This window comes from Caballeronia grimmiae (assembly GCF_000698555.1).
Lineage (GTDB): Bacteria > Pseudomonadota > Gammaproteobacteria > Burkholderiales > Burkholderiaceae > Caballeronia > Caballeronia grimmiae.
In genome coordinates, this window is the sequence record NZ_JFHE01000014.1 from 31,373 (window position 1) to 46,354 (window position 14,982).

Genomic DNA, 14,982 nt, shown 5'->3' on the forward strand with positions numbered 1-14,982 from the left:
AGTTGCATCGACCGGGCGCGTGAATCACTTCGCGTCCTGATCGAGTTCGGGATAGTGGCGGAAAATGCCGGATTCGTTGAACGGGATGCGTCGCTCCGAATCCACGTACGCACCGATGTTGGGCCGCGCGAGCACCGCGTCGTGCAGCGCAGCGACGCGCGGATAGTGCTTCGCGAATGTCTTCATTGCGCGCGGGAATGCGTAATGCAAACCTTCGACGAGCTGGAACATCGAAAGATCGACGTAAGTGATCGTGTCGCCGATCATCTGCGTATCGCCGTGCGGGTTCTGCTTGAGCACGCGTTCGAAGTATCCGAAGAACTTCGGCACGCGCTTGTCGAGGAAATTCTGCGCGCGAATCCTGGCTGCGTCTTTCTGGTCCTCAAAATACAAGTCTGTGGCTAGCGGATGATGGGTGTCATGCACTTCCGCGACGAAATCGGTGATCGTCAGTTGCAGTCCATGCGCGACGTAACGCGAGCCTTCATCCTTCGGCGCAAGATTCAGCTTCGGGCCGAGATACAACAGAATGTTCGCCACATGCGGCACGATGAGTTCACCGTCTTTCAGAAACGGCGGTGCGAAGGGAATGTGCGGCTCGGTCTTGCTGTTCATCAGCTTCATCATGGCGTCCGTGCCATAACCGTCCTTCTTCGCTTCGCGCGCCACGTCGATGTACTCGGCGCCCGCATCCTCCAGCGCGAGCCGCACGAATTCACCGCGGCCCTGCAGACCGTCCCAGTAGTAGAGTTCGTAAGCCATGCGTGAGCTCCTCGTCAGTCGTGCCGCAAGTCGCGGCGTTGTCTGTCATCGTCCATTGAAGCACGGCTGCGAGCAACGGCTATTCCTGTGCTGGTGAGCGGCCAGCGATCGAAAAGCCCCGGTGTAGAATGGTTTTTTGCATTCGGCATGCACGAAGTACCGGACTCATAGCGGCAACGAAAGACATCGACATCGAAGCGGAGAAGGGATGGACAAGCAAGGCTTCACCACGGGTATCGTTCACGGCGACAGAAACACGGGTGTCGAACACGGCGGCCTGCGCCAGCCGATTCACACATCGGTCCAGTATGGATTCGAGCGCGTGGAAGATCTGATCGGCGTATTCCAGGGCACGAAGAAAGGCGGGTTCAATTACGCGCGGCAAGGCACGCCGACTACCGCTGCTTTGGAACGCAAAATCACGAACCTCGAGGAAGGCGTCGGCTCGATCTGTTTCAGCACGGGCATGGCGGCGATCACGGCGGTGTTCCTCACGCTTTTGCGCGCGGGCGATCATCTCGTCGCGAGCCGCTACGTCTTCGGCAACACGAACAGCCTGTTCAATACGCTGCGCACGCTCGGCGTGGAAGTGACGACCGTCGATGCGGGCGTGCGCGACAACGTGGCCGATGCCATCAAGCCGAACACGCGCATGGTGTTCGTCGAAACGATCGCTAATCCGGGCACGCAGATTCCCGACCTTCTGGGCATCGGCGAACTGTGCGGGGAACGCGGGCTTGCGTATGTCGTCGACAACACGATCACGTCGCCTGCCCTATTTCGACCGAAGCACGTCGGCGCGAGCCTCGTCATCAATTCGCTGACGAAGACCATTGCGGGTCATGGCGCGGCGCTCGGCGGGGCCGTCACCGATACCGGTCTGTTCGACTGGAGTCGATATCCGAACATCGCGGAGGATTACCGCCGTTCCGCATCGAAGGAACAAGGCCTTCTGCAGATTCGCAAGAAAGGTCTGCGCGATATGGGCGCGGCTTTGTCATCGGAACAGGCGCATCAAATTGCGTTGGGCGCGGAGACGCTTGCGTTGCGCGTCGCGAAGTGCAGCGACAATGCGCTCGCGCTCGCGAATTATCTCGAGCGACACGACGCGATTGGCAACGTGTTTTATCCGGGGCTCGAAAGTCATCCGCAGCACGGCATCGCGAAGGCGCTGTTCAAGAGCGGCTCGTGGCTGCTGTCATTCGAGTTGCGTAATGCGGATCGAATGGTCGATGTCATCAACGCTTTGCAACTACCCGTCAAAGCAACCGGCCTCGGCGACACGCGCACGCTCATCATTCCCGTTGCGCCGACGATCTTCTTCGAGGCCGGCGAGCAAACACGCAAGGCGATGGGCATATCGGACGGGATGATCCGGCTGTCGGCGGGCATCGAAGAAATCGACGATCTGATCAGCGATTTCGAGCAAGCCTTGAAGCTCGCGTAAGTGGTTTTCTGAATGCAATCAAAATGGCCGCCTTCGCATGAAGGCGGCCATTGCATTTTGAATGCGGCCGATCAGCTGAACAGGCGCTCGACGCCGAGGGTGATCGCCAGTCCGCCGCCGATCAGCCATGCATACAGGATCGCGCCGGTGGCAAGCGCACGCGGGCCCGCTTGGCGGATCTGCGAGATGCGCGTTTCCATGCCGAGCGCGGTCATTGCCATGGTGAGCGCGAAAGTGTCGAGCGTGTTGAGCGTGCTTGTCGCGGCATCGGGCAGCACATGCAGCGAGTTCACGACGACGAGCGCCAGAAAACCGAGCGCGAACCAGGGCACCGCGAGCTTGCCTTTGCCCGCTTGCGGCGTACCGTCCGACGCGTGATTGGCGCTGCGTGAGCGGCTGACCCAGAAACCCACGACGAGCAGCACGGGCACGAGCAGCATCACGCGCGTCATTTTCACGATAGTTGCGATGTGCGTCGCTTCCGGGCTGACGTTGCTCGCTGCGCCCACGACCTGCGCCACTTCGTGGATCGTGCCGCCGAAGAACAGGCCCGCGCCGAGCGTATCGAGATGAAGCCAGCCGGCGTGCATCGCGAGCGGATAGAGGAACATCGAAAGCGTGCCGAACAAAACGACGCTGCCGACGGCCATCGCGCTCTTGTGCGGCTTTGACTGCAGCGTGGATTCGAACGCGAGGACGGCCGCTGCGCCGCAAATCGCGCTGCCGGCAGCGGTGAGGAGGGCGGTATCGCGATCGAGCTTCATCAGCTTCATGCCGGCCCATGTGCCGATGACGAGCGTGCTGACCACGACAAGCACCGACACGGTGATGCCAGCGAGCCCGACCTGTGCGATTTCTTGCAGACTCACGCGCAGCCCGAAGAACGCGACCGCGATCCGCAGGAGCTTGCGCGCCGAGAAGTTCACGCCGGCCGCCCAGCTTTGCGGCATGCCATCCTTGAGTGCGTTGCCGTAGATCGCCCCCGCGATGATGCCGACGATCAGCGGGCTGATTCCAAGCCCGGCAATGGCGGGCAGTGCCGCGAGCCGCGTGACCGCCGCCGCGAACAGTGCGACGAACAAGATACCGTTCAGTTGTCCGCGTGCGGTGAAATGCGAAGTACCGGGAGCGTGCGATTGGAGCGTGGACATGGAGTCCTTCCTGCGAGCGTTAGTGCGATGTCGTTATCCTATTCTTGATATATGCATATGAAAAATCGTGATTTAGAATGCGATATATCGGCTGAGATGATATTTTGACGAAATGACCCCAGAACAACTGATAACCTTTGCCACGGTGGCCGACCACGGCAACATCAGCCGGGCCGCCGTCGCGTTGCATTTGTCGCAGCCTGCCGTGTCGGGGCAGCTCCGGCTGTTGCAGGAAGAGTTTGGCGAACCGCTGTATCAGCGCGATGGACGCGGCGTTCGCCTCACGCCCGCGGGCGAACAATTGCTCGTGCATGCCGCACGGCTGCGCGAAACTTTCCGGGACGCACATGGCCTGCGCGACGCGATGCGCGGTTTCGAGCGCGGCACGCTGCGCGTCGGCGCGAGTACGACGCCCGCCAGCTACCTGTTGCCCTATCTGATCGCCGCTTTCCACAAGCGATATCCGGATGTCGCGGTGACGACCATCGACGGCAATACCACCGAGATTCTCGCGGCGCTCGGTTCGCTCGACATCGCCGTCATCGAAGGGCCAGCAGGGCTCGAACTGCCTGCCACCGCGAGCCTCACGCCGTGGCGCGAGGACGAGATCGTCGCGATCGTGCCAAGTGGCCATCCACTCGCCGACGGTCGCGATGCCGCCACGCTCGCGGACCTTGGTGAGCATCCGCTGGTGTTGCGCGAACGCGGCTCGGGCGTGCGGCAGATCGTCGAGCGTGCTTTTGCGGATTGCGGCGCCCCGATGCGCGTGGCGCTCGAGATTGCGGGCGTCGAAGGCGTCAAGGAAGCAGTGCGGGCGGGGATGGGCATCGGATTTGTATCGGCGATGTCGATCCGTCACGAGTCCACGCTGCTGCGTTGCATCCATGTATTGCCGACGCCGCTCACGCGCCGCTTTTCCATCGTGATGCCGCATGCAGCGGCGCCGTCGCGCGTCGCATTGCGGTTCCTTGAACTTTGCGAACGGGCTGATTGCTTCGGCTAGGGAATTCCACTATGGCGCGACTTGGCGCGCTCGGCGCACTATCTGTTCTCAGCAAGACGCCCAGGCGTCTTTTTTCAAGTCAGTGATTGGAACCGGTTCCAAGCGAGCGAGAGCGTGGTGGAAAACTCGAACAGCATTGAAGTCGTCATCGTCGCGAGCGCATTCGGCGCCGATGCAGTGCGTCGCGACGGACACGCCGCTTGCGCGGAGAAGGCGGCGCTCGCGGGAGCGGACGGTTTCGAAGTGCGGCGCGAGCTGATTGCCGACGATGCCGGCACGCAACTCGATGCGCTGGCTCGTCTCGGCGAGCGTATTCGAGGCGCGGGCTTGTGGTCCGTGCACTCGACGCCCGCGACGCTGTTTCGTGGCGATGGTTCGTTGGATGCCGATGCGCTGACTCTCGCTGTCGATGAAGCCCACGCGCTAGGCGCGCGCATCGTGAAGCTGCAGTTGGGTGGCAAAGAGGGCAGCGTCGCTATCGATGCCGCGACGATCGATTGCATTACGCATGCAATCGCTGGCTCGCGGGCGCGGGTTGTCGTCGAAAACGGGCAGTCGGTAGAAGGCGGCCTGCCTGGCGCGTTCGAGACGCTGTTCGCCGCGCTCCCCGCCGAGAGCGCTCTTGGAATGACGTTCGACACGGGCAACTGGCACTGGACGGGCGCCGATCCGCTCGATGCGGCGCAACGGCTCGCGCCGCATGTCGCGTACGTGCATTGCAAGACGACGGAGGGCGAGGGCGCACGTCGCTTCGCCGTGGCGCCGGCCCATGACGACGCCCGCTTCGCCGCGATTCTCGAACGCTTGCCGTCGACCGTGCCCCGTGCGATCGAATATCCGCTCCAGGGCGATGCCGACGCCGCCGTCCAGGTTGCACGCATCGCGGCATTTTGAATTCAGCGCGCTGCATGCCGCATTAAGCATGCAAACGCGTAGCACCCAGCACAGAACACAAGGACCCGACATGCAAGTACAACACGAAGCCATCGATGTGGTCACCTACGGCGAAGCGATGGCGATGTTCGTCGCGGCCGCCACGGGCGATCTCGCGACGGTCGGCCAGTTCACCAAGCGCGTGGCCGGTGCAGACCTGAACGTGGCGATCGGCCTGTCGCGGCTTGGTTTCAAGGTGGGCTGGATGAGCCGTGTCGGCAACGATTCGTTCGGCCGCTATGTACTCGACGTGCTCGCCGCCGAGGGTATCGACGCGCGCCGCGTGACGGTCGACGGGCGCTATCCGACCGGCTTCCAGCTCAAGGGCAAGTGTGACGACGGCAGCGATCCGGCCGTCGAATATTTCCGCAAGGGTTCTGCCGCGAGCCATCTGTCTCTCGACGACTATGCCGCCGACTACGTGCTCGGCGCGCGTCACTTGCATCTGACCGGCGTGGCTCCGGCGATATCGGCGACTTCGCGCGAACTCGCTTTCCACATGGCGCGCGAGATGCGTGCTGCAGGCAAGTCGATCTCCTTCGATCCGAACTTGCGCCCGACGCTATGGCCTTCGCGTGAAGCGATGGCCGATGCTTTGAACGCGCTGGCTGAAATGGCCGATTGGGTGCTCCCGGGCGTGAACGAGGGCTTGACGCTTACCGGCTACGCGAAGCCCGAAGACATCGCGGCGTTCTACCTGGATCGTGGCGCAAAGGGCGTAATCGTGAAACTGGGCGCGCACGGTGCGTATTTTCGCACTGCGGACGACGAGGGCATCGTGCCGGCGGCGCCGGTCGCGAATGTCGTCGATACGGTCGGCGCGGGTGATGGCTTCGCGGTCGGCGTCGTCAGCGCGCTGCTCGAAGGACGCGACATGCGTGATGCAATCGTTCGTGGCAACCGCATCGGTGCACTGGCGATTCAGGTTATCGGCGACAGCGAAGGCCTGCCGACGCGCGCCACGCTCGATGCACTTGAAACGCAGGATTCCAACGACAAGACGGCCCGAGCCGCAGTCATCGCCTGATCAGTGAACCGCGAGTAACGCGTCGGCAAGACCGACGCGGACTACCAGAGAGACTCAACCGACTTACGTTCGGAGACAACCATGCATTCCTCCTCGACACCCAAGCTAGCGGTCCACCGCTGGTGGGCGATCATGCCGATCGTCTTCATTACCTACAGCCTCGCTTATCTGGACCGCGCGAATTATGGTTTCGCGGCAGCCGCGGGCATCAATCAGGATCTCGGCATTAGCAAGGGCTTGTCGTCGCTGATCGGCGCACTGTTCTTTCTGGGCTACTTCTTCTTCCAGATTCCGGGCGCGATCTATGCCGAGCGGCGCAGTGTGAAGAAGCTCGTGTTCTGGAGCCTCGTGCTGTGGGGCGGTTGTGCGGCGGCGACGGGCATGGTCAGCAACATTCCATCGCTGATGGCGATTCGTTTCGTGCTGGGCGTGGTCGAGGCGGCGGTGATGCCCGCGATGCTCGTCTTCATCGCGAACTGGTTCACCAAGTCCGAGCGCTCGCGTGCCAACACCTTCCTGATCCTGGGCAACCCAGTGACGGTACTGTGGATGTCGGTGGTATCGGGCTATCTCGTGAACTCGTTCGGATGGCGTCACATGTTCATTGCGGAAGGCTTGCCGGCTGTCGCATGGGCGGTGATCTGGTGGTTCATCGTGAAGGACAAGCCTGCGCAGGTGAGCTGGCTGTCGGAGCAGGAAAAGCGTGACCTCGATGCGACGCTGCGCGCCGAGCAGGCTGCTATCAAGCCGGTGAAGAATTATGGTGAGGCGTTCAAGTCGCCGGCGGTCATCAAGCTGTGTGCGCAGTATTTCTGCTGGAGCATCGGTGTTTATGGCTTCGTGCTGTGGTTGCCGTCGATTTTGAAGAACGGTTCGACGCTTGGCATGGTCGAGACGGGCTGGCTGTCTGCAGTGCCGTATCTCGCTGCGACCATTGCGATGTTGCTGGCTTCGTGGGCTTCCGACAAGTTGCAGGCGCGCAAGGCTTTCGTATGGCCGTTTTTGCTCGTCGGTGCGATTGCGTTTGCGGGTTCGTATTTGCTCGGTTCGACTAACTTTTGGGGTTCGTACGCGTTGCTCGTGATTGCCGGGGCGGCGATGTATGCGCCTTATGGGCCGTTCTTTGCGATCGTGCCGGAGCTTCTGCCGAAGAACGTCGCGGGTGGGGCGATGGCGCTAATCAACAGCATGGGTGCGCTTGGGTCGTTCGTTGGGTCCTATGTGGTGGGGTATCTCAATGGGGCGACCGGGTCGCCGGCCGCTTCGTACGTCTTCATGAGCGCTGCGCTGCTCGGGGCTGTGTGGCTTACGTTGGCTGTCAAGCCTCAAGGTGGTGTTCGCGGGGCGGCTGTGGTTCGGTCTTGATGTGTTCCTTAGTGCGTCGTTTGGACTAGGTTGAACTTGAATTCTTGTCGGTTTATTTGCTCGCCCCAAAGAGGGGCAGCCAAATAGACCGACATGAAAACAAGCAACGCGAGAAACGAAAAAACAGGCATATCATCGACAGGCAACCAAAAGCCAGAAGCAAACAACCAACCAAAAACTCCTCGCCCGAATCAAGGGCACCCCAACCCCTATGAATCGCAAAAAAATCGTAGCCTACAAACCCTTACCGTCCGACGTAGAAGCCTACCTGCGAGACCACGTAGACGTGATCAACGTCGACCCGAAGGACAAAGCCGCGTTCATAGCGGCGTTAAACGACGCCGACGGCGCCATCGGCGCAAGCGTGAAGATATCGCCCGACATGATCGAAGGCGCCACGCGTCTGAAAGCGTTCTCGACCGTCTCGGTAGGCTACGATCAATTCGATGTCGACGACCTCACGCGCCGCGGCATCATCCTCACGCACACGCCCGATGTGCTCACCGAATCCACCGCCGATACCGTCTTCGCCCTCATCCTAGCAAGCGCACGACGCGTCGTCGAACTGGCCGAATGGGTCAAGGAAGGCAACTGGAAAGCAAGCATCGGTGAAGCATGCTTCGGCGTCGACGTGCAGGGAAAGACGCTCGGCATCGTCGGACTCGGCCGTATCGGCGGAGCAGTGGCAAGACGCGCGGCGCTCGGCTTTCGCATGAACGTGCTCTATACGAATCGCCACGCTAACGAGGAAGCAGAGAAGCAGTACGGCGCAAGACGCGTCCCGCTCGACGAACTGCTCGCCCAATCCGATTTCGTCTGCCTGCAAGTGCCGCTTACGCCCGAAACACGCGGCATCATCGGCGCTGAAGAGTTGAAGAAGATGAAGCCAAGCGCGATCCTCATCAATGCGTCGCGCGGGCCGACCGTCGATGAAGCCGCGCTCATCGAAGCGCTGAGGAACGGCGTGATCCGTGCCGCGGGACTCGATGTCTTCGAGCACGAACCGCTGCCCGCCGATTCGCCGCTGCTCGCCATGAAGAACGTCGTCGCGCTGCCGCATATTGGTTCGGCCACCTACGAAACGCGTCACGCAATGAATCGCAACGCTGCCGAAAACCTGCTCGGTGCGCTCGACGGAACGCTCACGCAAAACATCGTCAACCGCGAAGTCCGCATGCGCTGACAGCGATGGGATGGCCCTGGTGCATGCGCTAACATGCTTAGGGCGTGCGCACGCCATCCGCAGGGGATGGCTTCGCCGCCCCAACAGCAGGAGACAGGACGCAATGACGAACAAGTCCAACGACCCCGATCACCCAGGCACCGAGGCGCATCGTCCGCGATCCTTCGCCGGCCGGCCCGCCACGATCACCGATGTCGCCCGCGAAGCCGGCACCGGCAAAACAAGCATCTCGCGCTATCTCAACGGCGAAACCGGCGTGCTCTCACGCGATCTGCTTGGACGCATCGAAGCAGCCATCGCGAAGCTCGACTATCGTCCCAATCAAATGGCGCGCGGCCTCAAACGCGGCCGCAATCGCCTGATCGGCATGCTGCTCGCCGACCTGACCAATCCTTACTCCGTCGAAGTGCTGCAAGGCGTCGAGGCCGCATGCCATGCGCTCGGCTACATGCCGCTCATTTGCCATGCCGCGAATGAAGTCGACATGGAGCGGCGCTACCTGCAATTGCTGACGACGTATCGCGTCGAAGGGGTCATCGTCAATGCGCTCGGCGTGAAGGAAGAGCTGCTGCAAGGCTTCACGCATGGCGGCATCCCGGTCGTGCTCGTGGATCGCACGGTCGAAGGCATCGTGACCGACATGGTCGGCCTCGACAACCCCGCCGCCGTCGCACTCGCAACGCGTCATCTCGTCGACGAAGGCTTCGACGAACTGCTGTTCATCGTGCAGCCGGTGACGCACGTCAGCTCGCGGCGCTTGCGCGAAGCCGCGTTTCGTGAGACCGTCGCGTCGCTTCGCGCAAGCGGCTCCACGCTCGTCATCGATCTGGCCAGCGCGGCGTCTGCGCTCGCCGAACTCGATGAGCGTATCGACGCTGCGCGTGCGGCCGGCAAACGCGTTGCACTTTTTGCAGCGAACGGGCCGGTGGCGCTGCGCGTCGCCGTGCATCTGAAGGAGCGGTTCGGCACGAACTGGCAGGCGAGCGTCGCGCTGCTTGCCATCGACGATTCCGAATGGGCGCAACTCGCCGGGATGACGGCGGTGCGGCAGCCGACGTATGAAATCGGCCGGCGTGCAGTCGAATTCCTGCACGAGCGGCTCGGCGGAGCGGCGATGCCGGCGCGCGAGTGCCTGTTACCGGGCGAACTCATCGTGCGCGGATCGACGCACTGCGCGGTGCCTGAACAAGCGCAACTCCCGTCTCAAGGTTTATGAAGGACATCGAATGATCAGTCTCTCGACGCTCGCGAGTCTCGTGCTCGTGACGCTCGTCGTCGCCGCCATGCCGATCGTGTTGTATCGGCGGATGCGTGCGCATTTCGGCCTCGTGCCGCGCGAGGCGATACTCGGCATCGCCGTGTTCGCGCTGTTCGCGATGGTCATCGAGCGCGCGCTGCACGGCTTCATGCTCGGCAACGCGGTCACGTCGAAGTGGCTCGCCAATCCCGTCGCCTTTGTCATGTATGGCGCGCTGGCCGCCGGCGTCTGTGAGGAAGTAGGGCGTTTTCTCGGCATGAAATGGCTCATCCGGCGCGAGCCGGCGGCGTTGCAAAGGCGCGGGCCGGGGCTCGGCTATGGCATCGGGCATGGCGGGGCGGAAGCGTGGATTGTCGGCGTGCTCGTGCAGGCGCAATGGATCGTCTATGCGGTGCTCGCGAACAACGGCACGCTCGACTCGCACTTCGAGAGCGCGCCGCTCGATGCCATCGCCCGCATTCATGTGATTCTGATGAGCCTGTCGCCCGTATCGGCGGGGATCTTTCTGGTCGAGCGTGTGACCGCGTTCGTCTTTCAGCTCGGCTTTTCGGCGCTGATGTGGCAAATGCTGCGCGAGCGATCACGTCATGCACTTGCCGTGCTGATCGCGGCGCATGCGCTCGTCGGCTTGCCGGCTGCGCTGTTTCAGGCGCGCCTGATTCCGCTGATCGCCGCCGATGCGGTCTATCTCGTGCTGGGCGCGATCGTTGCAGCGGCTCTGGTGCGGTACTATCGCCGCGCCGCCGAGGACATTCCAATCGACGCGCGCCAACCCTGAACGACCGACATCATGGACGACTATCAATACGACTGTCCGAGCGCGGACATCGACATGCTCGCGCACGTCATCAGTGATCTATTCCCCGAGCAGACGCAGTTTGCCGAGCGTATCGACGATACGGGCCGCACTTCGCTGATGATTCATTATGTGGCGATGCGCTTTGGCTCGACGGCCCGCCGCATCACCATCGACGTGCGCTTCGATCCCGCCGCGCTCGCCCGTTATCGCGCGATGCCGCCACGCACGCACGCGCGCAGCTATGCGGTACTGCGCGCTTATGTGGAAGCGACGCTCGGCTCTTTGGAGGAGACGTACGCGAACGGCGAAACGGTGCCGCGCGAAGTGGAGATCGAGATGGGCGAGGATTTCGCGTGATCGAAGAAGCTGAAACGCCGAGACGTTGTAACCCTTACGCGTCGTGATAAACCTTCGCGAAGCGCGCCGCCTTGACGACGCCATAGTCGCCCGGCGCGTACTGCATGATCCAGTCGCCGGCATCGCCCGTGAGCATATCGCCGTGCGCTGAACGCGCAATGGTGAAGGGCGCGTCCATCTGTTTTGCGAGCACGATGCTCGGCCGGTTCCGGTACGTGCCCGGCTCACCATGCGCGATGCCGCCTTCGGGAAGATACTTCGCGTCAAACCGCTCGCGCGACACGACCCAGCGCTCGCCCGATGCGCCGGTCACGATCGCATCGCCGGGCGCGTAACGGTTCGGTCCTTCGAGACTCATCAGTTCGCCCGCGGCGGCCGCGAATTCGACGGACACTGCTTCGTCCTTGACGACACGGCGTGCTGCGGGATCGGATGCGAGGTCGGGTTGCGAGAGCTTGAGCATGAAAAGATGATAGGCGATTGAGGGAGCGCGATCCTAACGGCAATCGCTGCAAACTGCAAAAAACCCGCATCGCGGACGATGCGGGCCTGACTTCGCTTGACGTCGCTTGACGTCGATGGGCGCGCTTACGGCTTCGTCGCCGACGCCGCATCTGCGCCCGATGCGTGCGGCGTCCGTTGTGCGTGTTCGCGTCGCGCGCGATCGCGGCCTTCCTGACGGAAACTCGTGTCGGCCAGCTTCCTCTGCTCGGGCGAGAGGCTCGTGTACAGCGGCTCGAACGCATCGACGAGACGCTTCGTGCCGTCCGCGTTCGCTTGCGTGATCTGCTGGTACTGCTTCATGTTGTCGAGCGCGGACATGCTGTCGCGCTGCGCGATGCGCTGACGATACAGATCGGACATCGCGCGCGCGTTGTCGCGCATGGCGTCCGCGAAGGGCGCCCATTGGGCTTCCTGTGCCGACGTGATCTTGAGGTCCGCATGCAGTTTCGCAATGCGCTCTTCGACGCGCGCTTCACGCTTCGATCCGGCCGGCGCGGATGCGGCCTTTTGCACGGCAGGTGCCGACGCAGGCGCGGGTGCTGAAGGAGCGGACGCCTGAGCAAACGCTGCAGTAACGACGCATGACGTCACGATGGCGACGAGTGTTTTTTTCATTCGGGAAGTCCTTCGATCGATGGAAAGAGAGGCGAGCCACGTCGTGCTGATGAGTGCGCTGAAAGGCTGTCGACAGCGCGGACGGGCTGTGACGCCGTCGCCCGATATTAGTATCACGATTGGTTGACGAAACGCCTGCATTGCCACAACTGCTTACATTCGATACGTCTCTGGAAAAATCGAAGGTTGCGGCAGCGTTTTGCGTGCCGCATGCTGCATGCCGCACTCAAAATGCAAAAAAGCGATAATCGACGCACAACGACAACGCAATAACAAAGGGACGACATGAGACCGCCGCGCCTCGATCAACTGGACGACATCGACCGCAATCTCGTTGCGATGCTGCAGATGAACGCGCGTGAAAGCGTCGCGAATCTCGCGCGGCAACTCGGCATCGCGCGCACGACGGTGATCGCGCGCATTGCACGTCTCGAGAAAAACAACGTGATCGCGGGCTACGGGGTGCGGCTCGGGCAGGACGTGCTCGATGCCAGCATCCAGGCTTATGTAGGCATCAAGATCGCGCCGAAGTACGGCCGCGATGTGCAGAAGCGTTTCGCGCGTATGCCTGAAATTCAACTGCTATGCGCAGTGAGCGGCGAGTTCGATTACGTCGCATGGCTGCGCGCGGATTCGCCGGATCGCCTGAACGATTTGCTCGATGAGATCGGCGCGCTCGAGGGCGTCGAACGGACGACGACTTCGATCATCCTGGCGCGAAAAATCGACCGCGCCGGGTAGTTGGTCGACAAAATGCAAGATGCACTCGTCAAAACGACGAGGAACATCGTCGATCCGCATCGTTTTGCGCCTAGGATCAATATTCGCGTCCTCCTAGACTGGTGGCATCCGCATCCACGAGAGGAGACAAAAAAATGAGAGTGGCTCTCATAGGCGCCGGCCTGATTGGCCAGAGCATCGCCCGCTTGCTGCGTGAAACCGGCGACTTCGACATCGTTGCATTCGATCGCGATGAACACGCGCTCGCCCAACTCGACGCGCTCGGCGTCGCGACGCGGCGCGTCGATTCCGCCGATACGCCCGCGCTGCGTCACGCGCTCACCGGCTTCGACGCGCTCGTCAACGCGCTGCCGTATTACCTTGCGATCAGCGTCGCGTCGGCGGCGAAAGCGGCGGGCGTGCATTACTTCGATCTCACCGAAGACGTGCGCGCGACGCATGCCATCCGCGCCATCGCCGACGATGCGCATACCGCATTCATGCCGCAATGCGGGCTTGCGCCGGGTTTCATCGGCATCGTCGCGCACGATCTGGCCAAGCGGCTCGACAACCTGCGTGACGTGAAGATGCGCGTCGGCGCGTTGCCCGAATTTCCGACTAACGCGCTGAAATACAACCTGACGTGGAGCATCGACGGCCTCATCAACGAGTATTGCCAGCCCTGTGAAGCCGTACGCGAAGGCCGCACGCAATGGGTGCAACCGCTCGAAGGCGTCGAACATTTCTCGCTCGATGGCATCGAGTACGAGGCGTTCAACACTTCGGGCGGGCTCGGCACGTTATGCGAAACGCTCGCAGGCAAGGTTGAGACGCTCGATTACAAATCGGTGCGCTATCCGGGTCACCGCGACCTGATGAAATTTCTGCTCGACGATCTGCGCATGTCCACCGACCGCGACGGTTTGAAGGCCATATTGAAACGGGCGGTGCCATCGACCACACAGGACGTCGTGCTGATCTTCGTTACGGTGACCGGCATGCGAGGCGGTCCCGGCGGCCAACTCGTGCAGGACGTGTTCACGCGCAAAATTTTTGCGAAGGAAGTCTGCGGCGCGCCGATGAGTGCGATTCAGATCACGACGGCCGGCGCGGTGTGCGCCGAACTCGATCTGTTCCGCGAAGGCGTGCTGCCGCAGAGCGGCTTCGTGCGCCAGGAACAGGTGCCGCTCGAAGCCTTCCTGAACAATCGGTTCGGCAAGCTCTATGAAGGCGCGAACGCGCTGGCGACCGCGCGGCAACTCGCAGCCGCGTGATCAAGCCACGAGGCGCGCGAGCAGGCGCGCCTCGTCTTCCGCCGACGCCGACGTGCTGTCGAACATCAGCAGATCAGCGGCGAGGGCGTCGTCAGGGAAGAACAAACGCTGGCGATACGCCTGCCAGTTTGCGAGCTTGTACGCATCGTTGGGATCGCCGCGCGCCATGATGCGCTCGTGCGCCACGTCTTCGCTGACGTGAACCCAGACCACGCGAATCGTTACATCGTCACCAACGCCCAGCCACGCGCGATCGAACAGCCGCCGCTCGCGCACCTCGCGGGAAAGCGGCGCGATTACAACCGCGCTGACACCGAGCGCGAGGTTTTCGGCGGCCGTATGGACGAGGCCGCGATACTCCGGGTCACGCAAATGCTCGATGAAGAGCGGGCTGTCGCGGTCATGCGGATCGCCGGTCAGCGCGCCGATCGCTGCGGCGCTGTACTCGCCGTACAAGGTGTCTTTGTCGAGCAGGCAGAACGGCTTGCCGGTCGCGCGGATCAGCGGGGCGAACAGGCGCTTGGCGAGCGTGGTCTTGCCGGTTCCCGCGTGACCGCAAAAGAAAAGCAGATGTTTCATGGGTT

The 14,982-nt window shown here is 62.2% G+C and carries 16 protein-coding genes; 11 read left to right on the forward strand and 5 right to left on the reverse strand.

All coding sequences use genetic code 11. The features are described 5' to 3' along the window. Positions 1–24: 24 nt before the first annotated feature. Positions 25–762 (reverse strand): glutathione S-transferase, encoded by a 738-nt coding sequence (locus BG57_RS16145; RefSeq protein ID WP_035966155.1) that lies wholly within the window; start codon positions 760–762, stop codon positions 25–27. A gap of 208 nt (positions 763–970) precedes the next feature. Between BG57_RS16145 and BG57_RS16150 the strand changes: the two genes are divergently transcribed. Further along, complete coding sequence (locus tag BG57_RS16150) at positions 971–2,209, forward strand: cystathionine gamma-synthase family protein (RefSeq protein ID WP_035966157.1); 1,239 nt, start codon at positions 971–973, stop codon at positions 2,207–2,209. Between the two features lie 71 nt (positions 2,210–2,280). Here BG57_RS16150 and BG57_RS16155 read toward each other — a convergent pair whose 3' ends face one another. Continuing rightward, complete coding sequence (locus BG57_RS16155) at positions 2,281–3,360, reverse strand: YeiH family protein (protein ID WP_035966158.1); 1,080 nt, start codon at positions 3,358–3,360, stop codon at positions 2,281–2,283. A 112-nt stretch (positions 3,361–3,472) separates the two neighbouring features. Here BG57_RS16155 and BG57_RS16160 point away from each other — a divergent pair, with 112 nt between their 5' ends. The 8 genes from BG57_RS16160 to BG57_RS16195 all read left to right on the forward strand — a co-directional run bounded on the left by BG57_RS16160 (position 3,473) and on the right by BG57_RS16195 (position 11,285). Next, complete coding sequence (locus tag BG57_RS16160) at positions 3,473–4,363, forward strand: LysR family transcriptional regulator (protein WP_035966159.1); 891 nt, start codon at positions 3,473–3,475, stop codon at positions 4,361–4,363. Positions 4,364–4,480: 117 nt separating this feature from the next. Continuing rightward, positions 4,481–5,257 (forward strand): sugar phosphate isomerase/epimerase family protein, encoded by a 777-nt coding sequence (locus BG57_RS16165; RefSeq protein ID WP_035966160.1) that lies wholly within the window; start codon positions 4,481–4,483, stop codon positions 5,255–5,257. A gap of 70 nt (positions 5,258–5,327) precedes the next feature. Further along, positions 5,328–6,323: a sugar kinase gene (locus tag BG57_RS16170; protein ID WP_035966161.1), complete on the forward strand. Its 996-nt coding sequence runs from the start codon at positions 5,328–5,330 to the stop codon at positions 6,321–6,323. 81 nt (positions 6,324–6,404) lie between these two features. Then, entirely contained in the window at positions 6,405–7,688 is a 1,284-nt protein-coding gene (locus BG57_RS16175; protein WP_035966168.1) for an MFS transporter, read from the forward strand. Positions 7,689–7,899: 211 nt separating this feature from the next. Further along, positions 7,900–8,871 carry a 2-hydroxyacid dehydrogenase gene (locus BG57_RS16180; RefSeq protein ID WP_035966169.1) on the forward strand — a complete coding sequence of 324 codons (972 nt, stop codon included), beginning with the start codon at positions 7,900–7,902 and terminating at the stop codon, positions 8,869–8,871. A gap of 103 nt (positions 8,872–8,974) precedes the next feature. Beyond that, positions 8,975–10,087, forward strand: coding sequence for a LacI family DNA-binding transcriptional regulator (locus BG57_RS16185; protein WP_035966170.1), 1,113 nt, complete (start codon positions 8,975–8,977; stop codon positions 10,085–10,087). A 10-nt stretch (positions 10,088–10,097) separates the two neighbouring features. Then, positions 10,098–10,907 carry a YhfC family glutamic-type intramembrane protease gene (locus tag BG57_RS16190; RefSeq protein WP_035966172.1) on the forward strand — a complete coding sequence of 270 codons (810 nt, stop codon included), beginning with the start codon at positions 10,098–10,100 and terminating at the stop codon, positions 10,905–10,907. A gap of 12 nt (positions 10,908–10,919) precedes the next feature. Continuing rightward, complete coding sequence (locus BG57_RS16195) at positions 10,920–11,285, forward strand: DUF3022 domain-containing protein (protein WP_035966173.1); 366 nt, start codon at positions 10,920–10,922, stop codon at positions 11,283–11,285. 34 nt (positions 11,286–11,319) lie between these two features. On the opposite strand, the gene BG57_RS16200 is transcribed toward BG57_RS16195, so the two are convergent. Further along, positions 11,320–11,748 carry a PGDYG domain-containing protein gene (locus tag BG57_RS16200; RefSeq protein WP_035966174.1) on the reverse strand — a complete coding sequence of 143 codons (429 nt, stop codon included), beginning with the start codon at positions 11,746–11,748 and terminating at the stop codon, positions 11,320–11,322. A gap of 125 nt (positions 11,749–11,873) precedes the next feature. Further along, the gene (locus tag BG57_RS16205) at positions 11,874–12,404 is read right to left on the reverse strand and encodes a Spy/CpxP family protein refolding chaperone (RefSeq protein WP_035966176.1); all 531 of its coding nucleotides are present in this window, start codon (positions 12,402–12,404) and stop codon (positions 11,874–11,876) included. 285 nt (positions 12,405–12,689) lie between these two features. Here BG57_RS16205 and BG57_RS16210 point away from each other — a divergent pair, with 285 nt between their 5' ends. Further along, positions 12,690–13,145 (forward strand): Lrp/AsnC family transcriptional regulator, encoded by a 456-nt coding sequence (locus BG57_RS16210; RefSeq protein WP_035966177.1) that lies wholly within the window; start codon positions 12,690–12,692, stop codon positions 13,143–13,145. Positions 13,146–13,279: 134 nt separating this feature from the next. Next, positions 13,280–14,398, forward strand: a complete 1,119-nt coding sequence (locus BG57_RS16215; protein ID WP_035966182.1) for a saccharopine dehydrogenase family protein — start codon at positions 13,280–13,282, stop codon at positions 14,396–14,398. On the opposite strand, the gene BG57_RS16220 is transcribed toward BG57_RS16215, so the two are convergent. Further along, complete coding sequence (locus tag BG57_RS16220; protein WP_035966183.1) at positions 14,399–14,977, reverse strand: P-loop nucleotide/nucleoside kinase family protein; 579 nt, start codon at positions 14,975–14,977, stop codon at positions 14,399–14,401. Between the last annotated feature and the right edge of the window lie 5 nt (positions 14,978–14,982).

Bases quoted from the DNA above. Each gene is read 5' to 3' on its own strand.
- BG57_RS16150 (WP_035966157.1), top strand. From the start codon at position 971: ATGGACAAGCAAGGCTTCACCACGGGTATCGTTCACGGCGACAGAAAC.
- BG57_RS16200 (WP_035966174.1), bottom strand. From the start codon at position 11,748: ATGCTCAAGCTCTCGCAACCCGACCTCGCATCCGATCCCGCAGCACGC.
- BG57_RS16220 (WP_035966183.1), bottom strand. From the start codon at position 14,977: ATGAAACATCTGCTTTTCTTTTGCGGTCACGCGGGAACCGGCAAGACC.
- BG57_RS16205 (WP_035966176.1), bottom strand. From the start codon at position 12,404: ATGAAAAAAACACTCGTCGCCATCGTGACGTCATGCGTCGTTACTGCA.
- BG57_RS16195 (WP_035966173.1), top strand. From the start codon at position 10,920: ATGGACGACTATCAATACGACTGTCCGAGCGCGGACATCGACATGCTC.
- BG57_RS16160 (WP_035966159.1), top strand. From the start codon at position 3,473: ATGACCCCAGAACAACTGATAACCTTTGCCACGGTGGCCGACCACGGC.
- BG57_RS16210 (WP_035966177.1), top strand. From the start codon at position 12,690: ATGAGACCGCCGCGCCTCGATCAACTGGACGACATCGACCGCAATCTC.
- BG57_RS16170 (WP_035966161.1), top strand. From the start codon at position 5,328: ATGCAAGTACAACACGAAGCCATCGATGTGGTCACCTACGGCGAAGCG.
- BG57_RS16175 (WP_035966168.1), top strand. From the start codon at position 6,405: ATGCATTCCTCCTCGACACCCAAGCTAGCGGTCCACCGCTGGTGGGCG.
- BG57_RS16185 (WP_035966170.1), top strand. From the start codon at position 8,975: ATGACGAACAAGTCCAACGACCCCGATCACCCAGGCACCGAGGCGCAT.
- BG57_RS16145 (WP_035966155.1), bottom strand. From the start codon at position 762: ATGGCTTACGAACTCTACTACTGGGACGGTCTGCAGGGCCGCGGTGAA.
- BG57_RS16215 (WP_035966182.1), top strand. From the start codon at position 13,280: ATGAGAGTGGCTCTCATAGGCGCCGGCCTGATTGGCCAGAGCATCGCC.
- BG57_RS16180 (WP_035966169.1), top strand. From the start codon at position 7,900: ATGAATCGCAAAAAAATCGTAGCCTACAAACCCTTACCGTCCGACGTA.
- BG57_RS16190 (WP_035966172.1), top strand. From the start codon at position 10,098: ATGATCAGTCTCTCGACGCTCGCGAGTCTCGTGCTCGTGACGCTCGTC.
- BG57_RS16155 (WP_035966158.1), bottom strand. From the start codon at position 3,360: ATGTCCACGCTCCAATCGCACGCTCCCGGTACTTCGCATTTCACCGCA.